Here is an 18,614-nt window from a genome sequence, read left to right as displayed (position 1 = left end):
GGGTGGTACGGGCCCACGGCGGGGCCGGGCGGCCGGCGGGGAAATGGAGAAGCCCCGCCGCGGCGCGTGCGGGGGTTCACACGCCGTGGCGGGGCGGTCTCACGGGATGAGCGGATTCCCGGTGTGAGCGGCCCGGCCCCGGGCGCGTGCCGTTCCGTACATACCGCCGTACGTACGGGGCGACACGGTCACCCGGGGGCCGTCAGGTTTCAGCGGGCTCAGACGGCCAGCTTCTGACCCGGGAAGATCAGGTTGGGGTTGCCGCCGATGACGGACTTGTTGTTCTCGTAGACCGACTTCCAGTTGGTGCCGTGGGAAGCGGCGATCTTGGCGAGGGTGTCACCGGACTTGACGGTGTAGTTGCCCTTGGGGTTCGACTTCGGCGTCGACTTGTGGGACGGGGCCGGGGTCTTGCGGGCCAGCTCCTCGCCCTGCTTACGGGCCTCGGAGCGCGAGGAGTGCTGCGGCGCCGAGTAGGAGCGCTGCGACTTGTAGGACTTGTGGGAGCCCTGCGAGGAGGAGCCGCCCTCGGCCGTGGCGTTCGAGTTGCCCTTGCCCAGGTGGCCGCCGGCGCAGGTCCAGGCGCCCGGGCCCTGGATGGCGAGCAGGCGCTCGGCCGCGGCGATCTGCTGGCTCTTGGAGGCCATGTCGGCGCGCGGGGCGTACTTGGTGCCGCCGGCGGCCTTCCAGCTGGAGTTGGTGAACTGCAGGCCACCGTAGTAGCCGTTGCCGGTGTTGATCGACCAGTTGCCGCCGGACTCGCACTGGGCGACGGCGTCCCAGTTGTTCGCGGCGGAGGCAGAGGTGGCGCCCATCAGCGGGACGGCCACAGCGGCACCGGCGACGCCGGCCAGCGTGGCGACGCGGACGGCCTTGGACGGACGGCGGTGCTTGCCCTTGGAGTTCAGCATGGTTCGTTTCCTCACCGACGCCTACGAGGTGAGCTGTCGGGTTCGGGCTGTGAGTGGCCCGGCCGCGTGAACCTCCACGCGGCTTCACCCCAAGCCGGCTGTCCCGCTTCCGCGGGCGGGGCCGGCGACTTACCTTGGGTCCCCCGCTCCTGCCTTCGGCGCTGTCGCGACGTATGACCTCCGGCCACCGGCAGGATTCGGCGTGTGGCTGAAGGGCCCGCTTTGGCGAGCGATGAAGACGGTAAACACGAACGGCCCGCCGGTTCAAACCCCTACATCTGAGGCCAGTTGGCCCTCAGACATCACAGGATCATTACATTTCCGCAGGTCGTCGCAGGTTTGGAAACAACGGACAGGGCGGACGGCGGGTTGCCGAACGAGATCCATGTCTCACTTTCACCAAACCGGGTAATTGCTCATGAACCGCTCGGTTCGGCGGTCACATCAAGGCGCTGGCCAGGGTGAATGAGGTCCGGATCGCCCCCGATGACACCTTTGTTGGCTTTGTACAGCGCCGGCCAGCCCCCGGAGACCCCGCGGTCCTCGGCGATCGCTGACAGGTTGTCACCCGGCCGCACGGTGTAGTCGCCGGGCGACGCCGGGTCCGTACGGTGCGCGTCGCCGCCGCGCGACGGGTGCTCCCCGTCCCGTCGGCCCGCGTCACCCGCGCCTCCGGTGCCCGTGGCGGGCCCCTCGTCCTCGCTGGGCTTGCCGCGGTGCTTGCCGCCCTGGGACGGGGGCGTGGTGGGGTCCGTGGCCTTGTCGCCGCCGGGAGTGGCCGGGTCCTGCGTACGGCCCGTACCGGACGGGTCCGGCGTACGGGACGCGTCGCCGCTGCCGGACGGGTCGGTCGGCGACGGCTTCGGCTCCGGGGTCCGCGTGCCGCCGGGCTCGGGGGTTCTGGACGGCGCGCCGGAGCCGGAGGGCGACGGCTCGGCCGGAGTGGAAGGGGAGGGCTTGGAGGAGGGGGTCGAGGAGGAGGGCTCCGGCGACGGGGTGGTGCCCGGGTCCACGTCCGGCTTGCCCCCGCCCTTCTTGAGCCCCGCGTTCACCGCGCAGCTCGGCCAGGTGTCCGGCCCCCGCGCGGCGAGGATCGACTCGGCGACGGCTATCTGCTGCGAGCGGCTGGCCAGGTCGGGGCGCGAGGCGTACGCCGCGCCGCCGTTCGTGTCCCACATCTCCTGGGTCAACTGCAGGCCGCCGTAGAACCCGTTGCCGGAGTTGGCGCTCCACACGCCGCCGCTCTCGCACTGTGCGACCCGGTCCCAGGTGGCGGCGTCGGCCGCCTGCGCGTCGGCGGTGGCGAGCAGGGGCATGGCGAGGGCGCCGCCGACGGCTCCCGCCGTGACGAAGATGGCCGGAGCCTGACGGGGGCGACGGTGTCGGCCGGTCCCGGAGCGCATGCGGTTGCCTTTCGAGCGGCGGTTGAGTTGTCGTCGAAAGGCCGGGACCGTGGGCCGCACGGCCCGCCCCGGCCTTTCAGACGGATGAAAGTAGCGGTGCGGCCCGCTCGTCACAAGCCGGTGTAGCGGAGATCACGCTCAGGTCACGGCCTGACGTGGCGTCACTTCCGTACGGGAGGTGGCGTCACTTCCGCACAAGCGGAACCGTCACTTCCGTACGGGCGTGAACTCCACCGGCAGGGCCCGCAGCCCTCGCATGATCAGCCCGCCGCGCCACCGCAGATCGTCCGGGTCGGCGGCGAGTGCCAGGTCCGGCAGCCGGGTCAGCAGCGTGGCGATGGCGGCCTGGCCTTCGAGACGGGCCAGCGGCGCGCCCAGGCAGTAGTGGATGCCGTGGCCGTATCCGAGGTGCTGATTGTCGCGGCGGCGCAGGTCCAGTACGTCCGGTTCCGCGAAGCGCCGCGGGTCGCGGTCGGCGGCGGCGAGCACGACCAGGACCGGATCTCCCTCGGCGATGCGCTGCCCGCCCAGGGTCAGGTCCCGGGTCGCGAAGCGCCAGGTGGCCAGCTCGACCGGGCCGTCGTAGCGCAGCAGCTCCTCGACCCCGGCGGCGAGCAGCTCCGTATCGCCCGCCGCAGCGGCCTTCTGGAGCAGTGCGCGCTGGTCAGGGTGGCGCAGCAGCTGGTACACGCCGTTGCCGATGAGATTGACGGTGGTCTCGAAGCCCGCGAACAGCAGGATGAAGGCCATCGCGGCGGCCTCGTTCTCCGTCAGGTGCTCGCCGTGGTCGGAGGCGCGGATCAGGCCGGAGATGAGGTCGTCGGCCCCTTCCTCCCCCAGGGCCTCGCGCTTGCGGTGGATCAGCTCGGCGAGGTAGCCGCGCATCTTCTTCACCGACCGGGCGACGCCGCCGCGCGGCCCGCCGCCGTGCCGGATCATCATCCCGGCCCAGTCGCGGAAGTCGTCCTGGTCCTCGCGCGGGACACCGAGCAGATCGCAGATGGCGTAGATGGGGAGCGGGAAGGCGAACTCGTGGATGAGATCGGCCTCGCCGCGCTCCGCGAAGGAGTCGATCAGCGCGTCGGTCAGTTCCTGTACGCGCGGCGCGAACCGGGCGATGCGGCGCGGGGTGAAGGCTTTGGAGACCAGGCGGCGCAGCCGGGTGTGGTCCGGTGGGTCGATGTTGAGCAGGTGCGTCATCAGGTTGGCGCCCCGCTCGCCGGGGATGCCGACCTTGCCCTTGCCGTGCGCGGCCTCGCTGTGGTGCACCGGGTTCTTCGACAGCCGGGTGTCGGCGAGCGCCTGCCGCGCGTCCGCGTACCGGGTCACCAGCCAGGCTTCGACACCGCTGGGCAGCCGGGTGCGGTGTACGGGCGCGTGCTCGCGCAGCCAGGCGTACGCCGGGTACGGGTCGGCGGCGAACTCCCACGTGAACAGTTCCGGACAGGGCGGGACGGCCGCCGGTCCGTGGCCGGACACGGGGCAGGCCGTGCCGGGCGCGGCGGGGGCCGCGGGCTGTTCATCGGAGGGGGGCGGGGTCTGCTGGCGCACCCCTCGACGTTAACCCCCGCCGAACGAGCCGCTGTGCCCCTCCTGCCAGCGCTTGCGCTCCCGGTCCTGGTCCTCGCCGTGGCGGGTGGGCGCGTTGCCGTAGTCGGGCAGCTCGTGCGGGGTCAGCCGGTGGTCGCCGTCCCGCGGCACCTCGTTGGGGTCGCGCAGTTCGCTCTCGTACCCGGTCGGGTTCTTGGGCGGCGTCGGCTGGGTCTCCGGCTCGGGCGGAGCGGGCTCGCGGTCCCGGCGGCGCCTGCCGTAGACCACGGCGAGGATCAGCCCCAGAACGATGACGATCCCGGCGACCAGCGGACCGGTGCCGACGACCATGTCCCGGGTGAAGTCCACGGCCTGCTGCACGGAGCCGATGTCCTGGGCCGGTGTGGCCGAAGCGATCGTTGCTGTCATTCGACCCGGGTACCCGGGTGGGCGGGGACGATGCGCGGGCGGGGGCCGTAGCGGACCGTCCGGCCGGTACGGGGGCGAAGCCGCAGGTCAGCGGAGGTTTGTCGGGCTGTCGGCCAGATGCCCTGAGCAACCGGACAGCCGATCAGGTGCTTGGAGCAACCGGATCACCGCTCAGGTGCTTTGAGCAGCCGGTACGGCCGGCACCCGGTCCGGGTCGGTACCCGGGTCCGAAGGATCCACCCCCAGCGCCGCCAGAAAGGCCGCCGCCGCGGGCGAGGGCCCCAGCCGGTTCCATACGACGCGTTCGACCCGGGCGGGGGCGCTGTGGACGCGCACCACGCTCAGCCCGGTCAGCTCCGAGGCGAACGCCTGTGGCACCATGCCGATGCCCAGCCCGGCGCGGACCAGCTTGGCCAGGAACTCCACGGTGGTCACCTCGAAGGCCACCTCGGTCGTCAGGCCCGCCGCGCGGAACGCCTCGTCCCGCTGGCGGCGGGCCGCCGAACCGGCCGTGAAGTCCACGAAGGTCTCCTCGGCGAGCCGCGGCAGATCCGTCCACTCCCGGCCCGCCAGCGGGTGGCCCGGCGGTACGACGGCCACCAGCTCGCCGTGGGCCAGCGCCCGCTCCCGTACGCCCTGGCTGCGGGCGCCCGGCACCAGGCCGACGAAGGCGACGTCCAGCGTGCCCTGCCGGACCTGCTCGATCAGCTGCTCGCTCATCTCCATGCGCAGGCTGATCCGCACCTGGGGATAGCGGGCACGGTAGGCGCCCAGCTCGCGGGCCAGGTCGACGGCCGCGACGGTGGAGATCGCGCCCACGGCCAGCCGGCCGCGTACCTCGCCGGCCACCGCCTCCACCTCGGCGCGGGCCCGGTCGGCCGCCTCCAGGGCCTGCCGGGCGACCGGTACGAACGCCTCGCCCGCGGCCGTCAGCCGCACGCTGCGGCTCGTACGGTGGAAGAGCCGGGCGCCGAGCTCCTTCTCCAGGCGGGCGATCTGGTGGCTGAGCGCGGACTGCACCACATGGCAGCGCTCGGCGGCCCGGGTGAAGCCACCGGTCTCGGCGACCGCGACCACGTACCGCATCTGTTGCAGCTCCATGCGGCGAGCGTAGCCAGCGCCCCGCCACCGGCCGTCGATCGCGGTTCACGATGGGTGGGATGACAACTATGTGTTGGACTCATCGACCGGTGCCGCGGAGGCTGAGGGGCGGAGCAACACCGACGGGGTGGCGCGCAGTGCGGAAAGGGACCTGATGTCTACCCAGGAATCGCGGGAAGAGGGGCAGCCCGGGCTGGGGCGCGGCACGCTGCTGCTGATGTCCGTGGCGACCGGCCTGTCGGTCGCGGGCAACTACTTCGCGCAGCCGCTGCTCGACGTCATAGGCCGCGACCTGCACCTGGGCTCCGCCACCACGGCCCTGGTGGTGACCGTCGCGCAGGTCGGCTACGGCCTGGGGCTGCTGTTCCTCGTCCCGCTCGGCGACCTGCTGGAACGGCGGCGGCTGGCGGTGAGCCTGTGCGCGGCCACCGCGGTCTTCCTGACCATTACGGCCAGTGCGCCCAACGGGGCGCTGCTGCTGACGGGCACCGCGCTCACCGGCCTGGCCTCCGTCGCCGCCCAGGTCGTCGTCCCGTACGCGGCCTCCCTGGCGGCGCCCGCCGAGCGCGGCCGTACGGTCGGCACCGTCATGACCGGGCTGCTGCTGGGCATCCTGCTGGCCCGTACGGCGGCCGGACTGCTGGCCGACCTGGGCGGCTGGCGCACCGTCTACTGGGTCAACGCCGGGCTGATGCTGCTGATGGCCCTCCTGCTGCGGCTGCGGCTGCCCGCGCTGCACACCGCCGCCGGGCTGCGCTACCCCGCGCTGATCCGCTCCACGCTCGCCCTCTTCGTACAGGAACCGGTACTGCGCTGGCGGGCCGCGCTGGGCGCGCTGTCCTTCGCCGCGTTCAGTGTGCTGTGGACGGCGATGGCCTTCCTGATGTCCGGCCCCGCCTACGGGTGGTCGGAATCGGCGATCGGGCTGCTGGGCCTGGTGGGCGCGGCCGGATCACTGTCCGCCTCGGTCGCCGGGCGGCTGGCCGACCGGGGCCTGGCCCACCGGGTCACCGGCCTCGGCGGGTTCCTGCTGCTCGGCTCCTGGGCGCTGCTGGCGGCCGGCGGCGCGGGCGGCCCCTGGGCACTGGCCGCCCTGCTGGCCGGGGTGATCGTCCTGGACGCGGCGGTGCAGGCCGTGCACATCAGCAACCAGAACCTGGTCTACGCGGTACGCCCCGAGGCCCGTAACCGCCTCAACTCGGCCTACATGACCAGCTACTTCGTCGGCGGCGCGGTCGGCTCGGCGCTCACCTCCGCGGTATGGGGCGCGGCCGGCTGGGGCGGGATGTGCGTCGTGGGCGCGGCGGTGAGCGCCGCCGTCGTCGCCGTCTGGACGGCCGAGCGGCTGCGACACCGCGGCAACACGCCGCCCGGCGCTCAGTCCGCGGCGCCCGAAGCGGCCTCCTCGACGGACCGAATGGCATCCCGATAAGTACGAGCAGCGGCCCGCAACGCCGTCTCCGGGTCCGTGCCGGACGCCTCGGCCCGCACGGCGAGAGCCAGCAGCTCATACCCGATGCCCTCCCCCGCCGGGAGGGCATCGATGCCGGCCGTACGGGCCCGGGAGGCCAGCTTGCCGGCCAGCGCCAGGGCGGGCTGGCCGAGCGGGATGCCTTCGGTGACCGAGGCGCGCTGCTTCTCGACCGCTTTCTCGCGCAGCCAGTGCGCCTTGACGTCCTCGGGGGTGTGCGCGGCCTCCTCGCCGAAGATGTGCGGGTGGCGGCGGATCAGCTTGTCCACGAGGGTGCCCGCCACGTCGTCCACGGAGAACGGCTCGTCCGGGTCGTCCTGGGCGATCCGGGCGTGGAAGACGACTTGGAGGAGCACATCGCCCAGCTCCTCGCGCAGCGCCTTCCGGTCGCCCTCCTCGATGGCCTCGACCAGCTCGTACATCTCCTCGATGCCGTACTTCGCCAGGTCCTCGTGGGTGCGCACGCCGCTCCACGGGCACTGGCGGCGGATCTGGTCCATGACCTGCGCGACATCGAGCAGGCGGGCGCCCGGCAGGTCGTACGAGCCGGGCAGCAGCTCCAGGTCCGGCATGGTCTCCCGGCCCGAGCCGGCCATCCGGGCCAGCCCGTCGGTCAGCTCCGAGTCGCCGTCGGCGGAGGTGATGACGGCGGCCGTACGGCCGCCGTCGCGGCAGAACTCCACCAGCTCGCGGGCGCCGGGCACGGCCCGCTCCACCGCGATGCCCGCCTCGCGCAGATACGGGAGCTGCGGATGGGCGTCGTCGGCGCACAGCACGCGGTCGGCGGCGCGCAGCGTCTGCCACGCGGGCCAGGACAGCAGACCGGGCGCGACCCGGTGGCTGGTCGTGAGCAGGACCAGACGGCCGGGGGCGGTGTCCGGCGCGTCGGGGGCGGCGGTGGCGTCAGCGTTCACCCGACGAACGTAACGCACGGCACTGACAACGCGACGGCCCGGCCGGGGCCGCACGCGCTGCGGCTCGGCGGGCGGGTTCCTCTTGCTGCGATCCCGACGAACGGGTCCCTCTCGCTGCGATCCGGCCGGGGCGGGACCCGCGCACAGTCCGTCCCGCCCCTCCCCCGGCCCCGCTCAGGTCTGCTGCTGCTCCGCCGCGCCGGACACGTTCTTGACCCACGGCTCCTTGGTCCGGCCGAGGATGACCTGGCCGTCGTCCCACTTGCCGTAGCGCGGGTTGACGTCGATGCCCATCTTCCGGGACGTCCTGGCCAGCTCCGTGGCGAGCTGCTGCTGGCCCTGCGGCTGGCCGCGGTCGGCGCCGATGTGCTTGGCGATGCCGTCCAGCAGAAGCTGGTTGCGGACCACCGCGTTGATCTCGCCGGGCGCGATGGCCTGCTGGAGCCACATCTGCTTCAGCCGCTCCGCGCCGCCCGCGCTGCGCTCGGCCGCCGCGCGCCACTTCTGCACGTCGCTGCGCGAGACCGTGACCCCGGCGTCCTTCGCGTTCCGCTCCAGCACCCGGTCGAAGATCATGCCGTTAAGGGTGGCGGGCCCCAGCTTGCCGGTGTTCTCGACCAGTTGGGCGGCCTGCGGTGACTTCTCCTGGGCGCTGCGCACGTCCTGGACCCGCGACTGGAGCTGCGCGACGGTGATCCGCTGCCCGTCCACGACGGCCGCGGCGCCGGGGTGCGCGTCCGTACCGCAGGCGGTGAGCAGGGGGGCGGCGGCCAGCAGCGCGGCGGCGGCGGAAACGGGAAGCGCGGTCCTACGGCGGAACATCAAGCCTCCTGGCGGGGTGCAACGACGGTGCGGCGGCGGTGCGGCTTTTCCTACCTGTTTTCCTGGCCTGGCGTTGATCGATGCCGATGCTAAAGAGTCCGCGTGATCCAGGCCACTGATTCGCACAACGAGTTGCCCGGAAGGCGGTTTCTCTCCTGAAGGTATGCCCGTATGTACGGGGTCGGCCGCGGACCTGCCCGGGCCGGTACAGCGTGCGCCGGACCTCGGCGGGGGCGGAACCGGCCCGGCGGCCCGTCCTGCTCCCCCGCCTCTACTCCCCCATTCCTCTACTCCTCTACTCCCCTATTCCTCTACTTCGCCGCGAACCGCTCCGGCGCCTCCGTAGGAGCCCCGCCCGACGGCAGCTTCAGCGTCGGGCACCCCTTGAGCACCCCCGTCATCGCGTCCTTCTCCGCCTGCGTCACCCACAGCCCGTACTTCTTCTTCACGGCGACCTGGTGCGCGACATAGTCACAGCGGTACGCCTTGTTCGGCGGCAGCCATGTCGCCGCGTCGCCGTCGCCCTTCTGCCGGTTGGCGGAGGCGTCGGCCGCGATCAGGTTCAGCGGGTCGTTGGCGAGCGCCACCCGCTTGCGCCCCGGCCACTGCTGCGCGCCCTTCTGCCACGCGTCCGACAGTGCTACGAGATGGTCTATGTCCACCTTGCTGCGCCCGCGCTCGTACGTCACCGCCTGCCCGGTGTACGGGTCCTCGGCCAGCTTCCCGGACGCCACCTTGCAGTGCCCGTCGGTGAACCGCACCGCGGTCAGGTCCCGCTTGAGGATGTCGTCGCGGGTGCCGCAGTGGTTGCCGTCGGTGTCGGCCCAGGCGGTGCCGAAGCGGTCGCGCGCGTAACCGGTCTTGGGGGCGCGGCCTTTGACGGTGAGGGACGCGACGGCGTGCAGCGCGGTGCCCCCGGCGGCCGGTTCCCCGCCGCCGTCTCCCCCCGTACCGCCGCCCTTGCCGCCGTCGGGCGAACAGCCGGTGAGGGCGAGCAGCGCGGCCAGTCCGGCCGCGGCGACAGCGCCGCCGCGTGGCCGGGTCCGTACGCGGGACAGGTTCCGTTCGCGGGGCATGGCGGCAGTCCGTATCCGGAGCAAGAGGGACATCCCATCTCAAATAAGGCGGCAATACCGGCCGGTTCGTCGGCCTCGGATATCTTTTCGGAAGTTGAGAGTGAGGACGCGCATGGACACGGCCACCGCCACCGCGGCGACGGGCAGGCCCCCGGCCCCGGCCAGCGGCGGGGCCGGACCCGCCCCCGCCGCCGGCCGGCTCCGTACCCGTACCGCCGCCCTGTTCGCCCCGCGATCCGTGCCGTACTGGACCGCCGCGGCCCTCTTCGTCGTCTTCTTCGCCGTCTCCGGCCTGCGCTTTCGCGCGATGGCGACGTCCTCGTGGGACCTCGGGATATTCGAGCAGGCGGTACGGGCCTACGCGCATCTGCGGGCGCCCGTCGCCGACCTCAAGGGGCCGGGCACCAACCTCCTCGGCGACCACTTCAGCCCCGTACTGGCGCTGCTCGCCCCCCTTTACCGCATCTTCCCCAGCGCCCTGACCCTGCTGTGCGCGCAATCGTTCCTCTTCGCACTGTCCGCCGTGCCGGTGACCCGGACCGCCATCCGGTTCCTCGGGCGCGGCCGCGGCCTGGCCGTCGGCGTGGCGTACGGGCTGTCCTGGGGGCTGCAGAAGGCCGTCGACTTCGACTTCCACGAGATCGCCTTCGCCGTACCGCTGATCGCCTTCGCGCTCGAAGCGGTGCTGCGCGGGCGCTGGACCGCCGCGGTGTGCTGGGCGGCACCGCTCGTACTGGTCAAGGAGGACCTGGGGGTGACGGCGGCCGCCATCGGCGCGCTGATCCTCGTCCGCGCGCGGCAGGCCGTGCCGCTCGCCGTCGGGCTCGTCGTCTTCGGGCTGGCCGCCACCGCCGTCACCCTCGGCGTGATCATCCCCGGCTTCAACGGCTCCGGCTCGTACGACTACTGGAACAAGATCGGCGGCGGTGACGGGCCCACCCAGCGCATCCCGTTCGACACCGCCGTACGCACCCTGCTGTGGATCCTGCTGCCCACCTCCGGGCTGCTCGCGCTGCGCTCCCCGCTGCTCCTGGTCACGCTGCCCACCCTCGGCTGGCGCTTCATCTCCCACGAGCCGCACTACTGGGGCGTCGACTGGCACTACAACGCCGTCCTGATGCCGGTGGTCTTCCTGGCCCTGGTCGACGCCCTGCCGCGCACGCTGGTCTCCGCGCGCCCCTGGGTCCGTTCGTACGCCCACCACCTGCCCACCGCCGTACTGGCCGCCACGCTCGCCCTGACCACCACACTCCCGCTGGCCCGCCTCACCGAGACCGCCACCTACCGCAAGCCGCCCGCCGCGACGGCCGCGGAACGCCTGCTGGACCGTATCCCCGACGGCGCCACGGTCGAGGCCGACATACGGCCCATCTCCCGGCTGACCGGCCGCGCCCGGGTCTTCTGGATAGGGGACACCCGAGGCATCGCCCCCGACTACATCGCCGTGGAACAGCACGACGACCGCAAGGCCGAACAGACCCTGGACGACGCCCGCAAGCGCCACCCCCGGGCCGTCTACGGCATCGTCGGCACCGCCGGTGACGTGACGGTGCTGCAGCGGATGGGGCGACTCTGATTGCGCGCTCCGGGCCGGCCCTGAACGCGCGCTGCGAGCGGAGCTGACCACGCGCTTCGGCCTCCCCTGACCGCGCGCTGCGGGCCGGCTCCGGCCGCGTAATTACGGAGGACAGGCCCGGCCCCGGCTGCGTACGGTGTCCCGATGACCACCGGCTCCCCACCCCTTCGCACCGATGTCGTCGTCCTGAACGGCGGCTCCAGCTCCGGCACTTCGACGCTCATCCGGCAACTGCAGGAACTCCTCCCCCGGCCCTGGCTGACCTTCGGCGTCGACTCCTTCATCGAGTCCCTGCCGCGGTCGCTGGTCACGCCGGAGGCGTCCGCGACCGCACCCGGCCTCGGCCTCGCGCCCGACGGCAGCATCACCGTCGGGCCGGTCTTCCGCGCCCTGCAGACCGACTGGCAGGAGGGCGTCGCGGCCATCGCCCGCACGGGCACCGGCGTCCTCCTGGACGAGGTGTTCCTCGGCGGCGCCGAAGGCCAGGAACGCTGGCGCCGCACGCTGAAGGGCCTGTCGGTGCTGTGGGTCGGCGTACGCTGCGCCCCGGAGACCGCCGCCGCACGCGAGGCCGCACGCGGCGACCGGGTCACCGGCATGGCGGCGTCCCAGGCCGAGCTGGTCCACCGCGGCGTCACCTACGACATCGAGGTGGACACCACCGACACCGACCCCGCCACCTGCGCCCGGCTGATAGCCGCCCACGTGGTGTGAGGACGGTTCAGGCCGCGGGGCTCACTGCCAGTGCGGACGCCCGCTCTGCATCGCGCAGGTGAGGGTGGCGCCGTGGGCGTCCTGCGTGGTCAGACCGAGGTGGGCCTTCTTGCAGAACTGGCCGCGGCGGTAGTGGTTCCCGGACGGCGCGAGAATCACCCCGTCCGAGGCACCGGACCCGGACCCACCGGAGGACGCCCCACCGGAACCGGAGCCACCGGAGGAGGACCCACCCGAGCCCGACCCACCGGAACCGGAATCCGATCCTCCGCCGGTCCTGTGCGTCTTACGCGCCGGCGGCTCGGCGGCCTCGGGCGTGGGCGTGGGCGCGGCGGACGACGGCGTGGCGCTCGGGCTCGGACTCTCGGTCGGCGAAGCGGACGGCGAGGGCGCAACAGAAGCCGAGGCGGAGGCCGTCGCGGACGGGCTCGCCGCACCGCCCTTGTCCGCACCGCCGTCCGGCGTACAGCCGGAGAGGGCGACCAGGGCCGCGGTGATCAGGGAGGCGGCGGACAGGGCGGCGCGGCGGGGTCTTATCACGGTGGAAACATCCAGTTCTCGATGGCCGGAAACCCCGTGAGACGCACGGGGAAGCCCGACGATAGAGCGATATCTCCTACCGGTCACCGCCAAGATGCCTGAATCGGGCGGAAGACGGGCCAAACCGCGTTACGCCGTATTTCCGCGGCCTCCGGCCCGCACCCGCGGTAGTGGTGCGCGGGGACGGTGAACGCGATGTCGGGGCAGAGGTCGGAGTTCTCCCCCTGCTGCGCGCGGGTGTGGGGCATCCCGTACCGGAAGCGCGCCCCGAGCGGGTAGCGAACCCGCCCTCCCGGCGACGACGAGATCTTCGCCGTCGCCGCACGCAACTCGGGCAGAAGCGCCCGGATGTGGTCCTCCCAGCGCCCCGGGTCCCGGCTCCATTCGCGGGCGAGCCGCCGGGGGCTGTCGTACGCGCCCTGTGGGTGGCCCGCTCTCACCCCAGAACCGACGTCAAGAACTCCCCCACCCAAGCCAGCAGTTCCCGCCCCACCAGCGGCTTGCCGCCGATCTTGCCGGTGGTCGGGCGCGGTACCAGGGCCTGGCGGGTGGCCGGTTTGAGGATGGTGCGGGGGTAGAGGCGCTTGAGGCGGAGTTCCTGGGATTCGCGGAGGTCGATGGGGGAGAAGCGGACGTTGGAGCCCTGGAGGGTGATGTCGGTGACGCCGCAGGAGCGGGCGAGCATGCGCAGGCCGGCGACCAGGAGGAGGTTTTCGACCGGTTCGGGCAGCTTGCCGTAGCGGTCGGTCAGTTCCTCGCGGACCGCCGCGATGTCCTCCTCCGAGGACGCGGCGGCGATCGCGCGGTACGCCTGGAGGCGCAGCCGCTCGCCGGGGGCGTAATCGTGCGGGACATGCGCGTCCACCGGCAGTTCGATCTTGACCTCCAGCGGCGGCTCCTCCTCCACGCCGCCCTCCAGGGACGCCCGGTAGTCGGCGACGGCCTCGCCCACCATGCGGACGTACAGGTCGAAGCCGACGCCCGCGATGTGGCCGGACTGCTCGCCGCCGAGGAGGTTGCCCGCGCCGCGGATCTCCAGGTCCTTCATCGCGACGTACATGCCCGCGCCCATCTCCGTGTGCTGCGCGATGGTCGCCAGGCGTTCGTGGGCGGTCTCGGTGAGCGGCTTCTCCGGCGGGTAGAGGAAGTACGCGTAACCGCGCTCGCGGCCGCGGCCGACGCGGCCGCGCAACTGGTGCAGCTGGGACAGGCCGAAGTTGTCGCCGCGCTCGACGATGAGGGTGTTGGCGTTGGAGATGTCGATGCCGGACTCCACGATGGTCGTGGAGACCAGCACGTCGAACTTCTTCTCCCAGAAGTCGACCACGACCTGTTCGAGCTGTGCCTCGCCCATCTGGCCGTGCGCGGTCCGGATCCGGGCTTCCGGCACGATCTCGCGGAGCCTGGCCGCCGCCCGGTCGATGGACTCGACGCGGTTGTGGATGTAGAAGACCTGGCCTTCGCGCAGCAGTTCACGCCGGATGGCGGCGCCGATCTGCTTCTGCTCGTAGGGCCCGACGAACGTCAGGACCGGGTGCCGCTCCTCCGGCGGGGTGGTGATCGTGGACATCTCGCGGATGCCCGTCACCGCCATTTCGAGCGTACGGGGAATGGGCGTGGCGGACATCGTCAGCACGTCCACGTTGGCGCGCAGCTTCTTCAACTGCTCCTTGTGCTCGACGCCGAAGCGCTGCTCCTCGTCGACGATGACCAGGCCCAGGTCCTTGAACTTGGTCTCGGAGGAGAAGAGGCGGTGGGTGCCGATGACCAGGTCGACCGAGCCGTCCTTGAGCCCTTCGAGGACGGCCTTGGCCTCGGTGTCCGTCTGGAAGCGGCTCAGCGCCTTGACGACGACGGGGAACTGGCCGTACCGCTCGGTGAACGTGCCGAAGTGCTGCTGCACCAGCAGCGTCGTGGGCACCAGCACCGCGACCTGCTTGCCGTCCTGGATGGCCTTGAACGCCGCCCGCACCGCGATCTCGGTCTTGCCGTAGCCGACGTCGCCGCAGATCAGCCGGTCCATCGGGACGGACTTCTCCATGTCCTCCTTGACCTCGGCGATCGTCGTGAGCTGGTCGGGCGTCTCCGCGTACGGGAAGGCGTCCTCCAGCTCGCGCTGCCAGGGGGTGTCCGGGCCGAAGGTGTGGCCGGGCGCCGCCATCCGCGCGGAGTACAGCTTGATCAGGTCGGCGGCGATCTCCTTGACGGCCTTCTTGGCGCGCGCCTTGGTCTTCGTCCAGTCGGCGCCGCCCAGGCGGTGCAGCGTCGGCGCCTCGCCGCCGACGTACTTGGTGACCTGCTCCAGCTGGTCGGTGGGGATGTACAGCCGGTCGCCGGGCTGGCCGCGCTTGGCGGGCGCGTACTCCACCAGCAGGTATTCGCGGGTGGCGCCCTGGACCGTACGCTGCACCATTTCGATGTAGCGGCCGACGCCGTGCTGTTCGTGGACGATGAAGTCGCCCGCCTGGAGGGTGAGCGGGTCGATGGTCTTGCGGCGGCGGGCCGGCATCCGGCCCAGCTCCTTGCTGGCCGCCTTCTGACCGGTGAGATCCGTCTCGGTCAGCACCGCCAGCTTCAGGCCCGGGTCGACGAAACCGGTGTCGATCGAACCGCACGAGACATGGACGACGGACGGCGACAGTTCGCCCAGCTCAGGGTCGAGGCGGGCCGCGATGCCCTCCTCGCCCAGCACTTCGACCGTACGGGCCGCGGGGCCGTGCCCCTCGGTGATGAACACCGAACGCCAGCCGTCCGCGACCCAGCGCTTGGTGTCGGCCAGCGCGCGCTGCGTGTCGCCGCGGTACGTCTCCGGGGCGTGCATCCCCAGCTTGAGGGTGTCCCCGTCCAGCTCCTCACCGGCGGCGAACGGGCTCACCGTCCACCACATCATGCCCAGTTCGCGCGCCCGGTCCCGGACGTCGGCGATGCCCCACAGGGAGGCCGCGCCGACATCGATGGGGGCCTGCCCGCCGCCCGCACTCGCCGCCCACGACGCCTGGAGGAACTCCTGCGAGGTGGCCACCAGGTCGGCGGAGCGCGTACGCACCCGCTCCGGGTCGCACACCACCGTCATGCTGCCCTCGGGCAGGACGTCCAGCAGCAGTTCCATCTCGTCGACCAGCACCGGGGCCAGCGACTCCATGCCCTCGACGGCGATCCCCTCGGAGATCTTGCCCAGCAGCTCGCCCAGCTCCGGGTGCCGCTCCGCGAGGTCGGCGGCGCGCGCCCGCACCTCGGCGGTCAGCAGCAGCTCCCGGCACGGCGGCGCCCACAGACCGTGCTCGGCCACCTCCAGGGACCGCTGGTCGGCGACCTTGAAATAGCGGATCTCCTCGACGTCGTCGCCCCAGAACTCGATCCGCAGGGGGTGTTCCTCGGTCGGCGGGAAGACGTCCAGGATGCCGCCGCGCACCGCGAACTCGCCGCGCTTCTCGACCAGTTCCACACGGGCGTACGCAGCCGCCGCCAGCCCGTCCACGATCTCTTCGAGGTCCGCCGTCTGACCGGACCGCAGGCTCACGGGCTCCAGGTCGCCCAGGCCCTTGACCTGCGGCTGGAGTACGGAACGGATGGGCGCCACGACCACCGAGACGGGGCCCGCGGCCGGGTCGTCCTGGCTGGGGTGGGCCAGCCGGCGCAGCACCGCCAGACGGCGGCCGACCGTGTCCGAGCGCGGCGAGAGCCGTTCGTGCGGCAGCGTCTCCCAGGAGGGGTACTCCACGACCGCGTTCTCCTCGCCGGCCGGCATCAGCGAGCGCAGCGCGGCGGCCAGGTCCTCGGCCTCGCGGCCGGTGGCGGTCACCGCCAGGACCGTACGGCCGCTGCGGCGGGCGAGCGCGGCGACGGCGAAGGGACGGGCGGCCGGCGGGCCCACCAGATCCACATGGGGACGGTTGCCGTCGCCCGCGGCCCGCACGGCTTCGGCGAGCGCGGGGTCCTGGACAACGGCGTCGAGCAGACCGGTCAGGCTCATGAGATCTACGGCTTCCCGTCCTGGTGAGACGAACAACGCGAGCAGCCCGGCACGTGTGACGGGCCGGGTTTCAACAAGCGTACGACTCCCCACTGACACCCGCGTTCCACTCGCCACGGCCGCCGGGCCGCGCCCCGTCGCGAAGCGCCGTTCCGGATACCGCGTCCGCGTGGAAGGGTGTGACGTACACGGAACAGCCGAGGGGGCATGGGCACGTGAACCGCAGCAGAACGGGACGGGACGGCGCGCGGCAGGCGGGGCAGCCAGGGCGCGTGGGGCACTCGGGATCCACGGGGCACGCGGGGCGGGACACGGGTGAGGCGGCGGCGCAGGCGGCGGACGGCGCGCCGATAGCCGGGGCGGGTGAGCCGCCGTCCGGGGCAGAAGGGCCGGGGGCCGGAGCGGGCGTACCGCGGACCGGGGCAGGTGCGCCAGGGTCCAGGGCAGGTGCGCCCAGGACCGGAGCAGGCGCGCCTGGGTCCGGATCGGCCGCGCCGGGATCCGCGGCAGGCGGGTCGGCGTCCGGAGCCGGCGTTCCCGTACGCGCGCCACACGTCCCCGCACCGGCCGCGGTCGACACCCCCGCCCCCACCCACCGCGGCAGGATCGTCGCCGCCCTCATGCTCTGTATGGCGCTGGCCGCCCTCGACTCCACGATCATCGCCACCGCCGTCCCCCAGATCGTCGCCGACCTCGGCGGGTTCGCCGTCTTCTCCTGGCTCTTCTCGGGCTATCTGCTCGCCGTCACGGTCAGCCTGCCCGTCTACGGCAAGCTCTCCGACACCTTCGGCCGCAAGCCCATCCTGGTCACCGGCGTGATCGTCTTCCTCGTCGGTTCGCTGCTGTGCGCGGGCGCCTGGGACATGGGCTCCCTGATCGCCTTCCGCGTGCTCCAGGGCCTGGGCGGCGGCGCCCTCCAGGGCACCATCCACACCATCGCCGCCGACCTGTACCCGATGAAGGAGCGCCCCAGGATCCAGGCCAAGCTGTCCACCGTGTGGGCGACCTCGGCCGTTGCCGGGCCGGGCATCGGCGGCCTGCTCACCGCGTACGCCGACTGGCGGTGGATCTTCCTGGTCAACCTGCCGGTGGGCGCCCTGGCGCTGTGGCTCGTCATCCGGCACTTCCGCGAGTCGCTGCCCGCGCGCGAACGCGACCGGCGGCCCCGTATCGACTGGCCCGGCGCGCTCGCCATCTTCGCAAGCGGCGGCCTGCTGCTGAGCGCCCTCGTCCAGGGCGGCGTCGCCTGGCCCTGGTTCTCCGTGCCCTCGCTACTGCTGTTCGGCGGCAGCGCCCTGTGCGTCGCCGCCACCGTCGTCATCGAACGCCGCGCCGCCGAGCCGATCATCCCGGGCTGGGTCTGGCGCCGCCGTACGATCTCGGCCGTCAACCTCGCGCTCGGCGCCGTCGGCCTGCTCATGGTCGCGCCGACCGTCTTCCTGCCCACCTACGCCCAGGCCGTCCTGGGCCTGGGCCCGATCGCGGCCGGGTTCGTACTCTCCGCGATGACCCTGAGCTGGCCGGTCTCCTCCGCCCTGAGCAGCCACGTCTACAACCGGACCGGCATCCGGGCCTGCGCCATGACCGGCATCGGCGCCGCCACGCTGATCCTGCTCGCCTTCCCGCTGCTGCCCTACCCGGGCGCCGCCTGGCAGCCCGCGCTGATCATGCTGGCGCTGGGCGCGGCCCTCGGGATCTTCCAGCTGCCGCTGATCATCGGCGTGCAGTCGTCCGTCGGCTTCGAGGAGCGCGGCACCGCCACCGCGTCCATCCTCTTCTGCCGCCAGGTCGGCCAGTGCGTCGGCGCCGCCCTCTTCGGCGCGGTCGCCAACGCCACGCTCAACGCCCGCCTGGCCGACGCGCCCGCGGACATCCGGCCCGGCCTGCCCGGCGACCTGGACTCCGTCTCGCACGCCCTGGCCCGCGCGGGCGCCCTCACCGACCGCGCGGCGGACTACCTGCGGCGCGCGGTGGACGTCGCCGTGGAACACGTCTACATCGGCGCCGCGGTCGCCGCCGCCCTCGCGTTCCTGATTCTGCTGCTACTCGCACCGCGCCGCTTCCCGGTGCATGGGGAGGCGGCGTCCGGTACGGCCGTACCGAACACGCGCGGCGAGGGCCTCAAGGGCTGACAGCCCCCGGTCAGGGCGGCCG

At 72.6% G+C, this 18,614-nt stretch carries 14 protein-coding genes and 1 riboswitch; of the genes, 4 read left to right on the top strand and 10 right to left on the bottom strand.

Annotated elements, in window-relative coordinates:
• Positions 1-218: 218 nt before the first annotated feature.
• The 5 genes from CP984_RS24445 to CP984_RS24425 all read right to left on the bottom strand — a co-directional run bounded on the left by CP984_RS24445 (position 219) and on the right by CP984_RS24425 (position 5,374).
• Entirely contained in the window at positions 219-911 is a 693-nt protein-coding gene (locus tag CP984_RS24445) for a transglycosylase family protein (RefSeq protein WP_003986469.1), read from the bottom strand.
• A 3-nt stretch (positions 912-914) separates the two neighbouring features.
• Positions 915-1,082, bottom strand: a riboswitch (cyclic di-AMP (ydaO/yuaA leader).
• A gap of 245 nt (positions 1,083-1,327) precedes the next feature.
• Positions 1,328-2,314 carry a LysM peptidoglycan-binding domain-containing protein gene (locus tag CP984_RS24440; protein ID WP_003986468.1) on the bottom strand — a complete coding sequence of 329 codons (987 nt, stop codon included), beginning with the start codon at positions 2,312-2,314 and terminating at the stop codon, positions 1,328-1,330.
• A gap of 207 nt (positions 2,315-2,521) precedes the next feature.
• A complete protein-coding gene (locus CP984_RS24435) occupies positions 2,522-3,793 on the bottom strand; it encodes a cytochrome P450 family protein (protein WP_003986467.1) in 1,272 nt (423 codons plus the stop codon).
• Positions 3,794-3,874: 81 nt separating this feature from the next.
• Positions 3,875-4,273: a DUF6479 family protein gene (locus tag CP984_RS24430; protein ID WP_226048695.1), complete on the bottom strand. Its 399-nt coding sequence runs from the start codon at positions 4,271-4,273 to the stop codon at positions 3,875-3,877.
• A gap of 171 nt (positions 4,274-4,444) precedes the next feature.
• A complete protein-coding gene (locus CP984_RS24425; RefSeq protein ID WP_043979167.1) occupies positions 4,445-5,374 on the bottom strand; it encodes a LysR family transcriptional regulator in 930 nt (309 codons plus the stop codon).
• Positions 5,375-5,528: 154 nt separating this feature from the next.
• Here CP984_RS24425 and CP984_RS24420 point away from each other — a divergent pair, with 154 nt between their 5' ends.
• Positions 5,529-6,806 carry an MFS transporter gene (locus tag CP984_RS24420; RefSeq protein WP_003986464.1) on the top strand — a complete coding sequence of 426 codons (1,278 nt, stop codon included), beginning with the start codon at positions 5,529-5,531 and terminating at the stop codon, positions 6,804-6,806.
• Here CP984_RS24420 and CP984_RS24415 read toward each other — a convergent pair.
• The 3 genes from CP984_RS24415 to CP984_RS24405 form a co-directional block, all read right to left on the bottom strand.
• Entirely contained in the window at positions 6,752-7,759 is a 1,008-nt protein-coding gene (locus CP984_RS24415; protein ID WP_003986463.1) for a nucleoside triphosphate pyrophosphohydrolase, read from the bottom strand. The two genes, CP984_RS24420 and CP984_RS24415, sit on opposite strands and share 55 nt — an antisense overlap.
• A 174-nt stretch (positions 7,760-7,933) precedes the next feature.
• A complete protein-coding gene (locus CP984_RS24410) occupies positions 7,934-8,581 on the bottom strand; it encodes a SurA N-terminal domain-containing protein (RefSeq protein WP_003986462.1) in 648 nt (215 codons plus the stop codon).
• A 311-nt stretch (positions 8,582-8,892) separates the two neighbouring features.
• Positions 8,893-9,657 (bottom strand): HNH endonuclease family protein, encoded by a 765-nt coding sequence (locus CP984_RS24405; RefSeq protein ID WP_032922919.1) that lies wholly within the window; start codon positions 9,655-9,657, stop codon positions 8,893-8,895.
• Between the two features lie 112 nt (positions 9,658-9,769).
• Between CP984_RS24405 and CP984_RS24400 the strand changes: the two genes are divergently transcribed.
• Positions 9,770-11,233 carry a DUF2079 domain-containing protein gene (locus CP984_RS24400; RefSeq protein ID WP_003986355.1) on the top strand — a complete coding sequence of 488 codons (1,464 nt, stop codon included), beginning with the start codon at positions 9,770-9,772 and terminating at the stop codon, positions 11,231-11,233.
• Positions 11,234-11,377: 144 nt separating this feature from the next.
• Entirely contained in the window at positions 11,378-11,947 is a 570-nt protein-coding gene (gene cpt / locus CP984_RS24395) for a chloramphenicol phosphotransferase CPT (protein ID WP_003986356.1), read from the top strand.
• Between the two features lie 21 nt (positions 11,948-11,968).
• Here the strand turns inward: cpt and CP984_RS41430 are convergent, their stop codons facing one another.
• Both CP984_RS41430 and mfd read right to left on the bottom strand, forming a co-directional pair.
• Positions 11,969-12,106: a hypothetical protein gene (locus CP984_RS41430; protein ID WP_003986357.1), complete on the bottom strand. Its 138-nt coding sequence runs from the start codon at positions 12,104-12,106 to the stop codon at positions 11,969-11,971.
• A gap of 817 nt (positions 12,107-12,923) precedes the next feature.
• Complete coding sequence (gene mfd, locus CP984_RS24385; protein ID WP_003986361.1) at positions 12,924-16,460, bottom strand: transcription-repair coupling factor; 3,537 nt, start codon at positions 16,458-16,460, stop codon at positions 12,924-12,926.
• A gap of 620 nt (positions 16,461-17,080) precedes the next feature.
• On the opposite strand from mfd, the gene CP984_RS24380 reads away from it, so the two are divergent.
• Positions 17,081-18,592, top strand: coding sequence for an MFS transporter (locus CP984_RS24380; protein ID WP_003986363.1), 1,512 nt, complete (start codon positions 17,081-17,083; stop codon positions 18,590-18,592).
• The last annotated feature ends 22 nt before the right edge of the window (positions 18,593-18,614 follow it).

The organism is Streptomyces rimosus (genome assembly GCF_008704655.1).
Lineage (GTDB): Bacteria > Actinomycetota > Actinomycetes > Streptomycetales > Streptomycetaceae > Streptomyces > Streptomyces rimosus.
The sequence above is the reverse complement of the archived record's forward strand: the minus strand, read 5'-3'. Positions and strand labels throughout refer to the sequence as shown.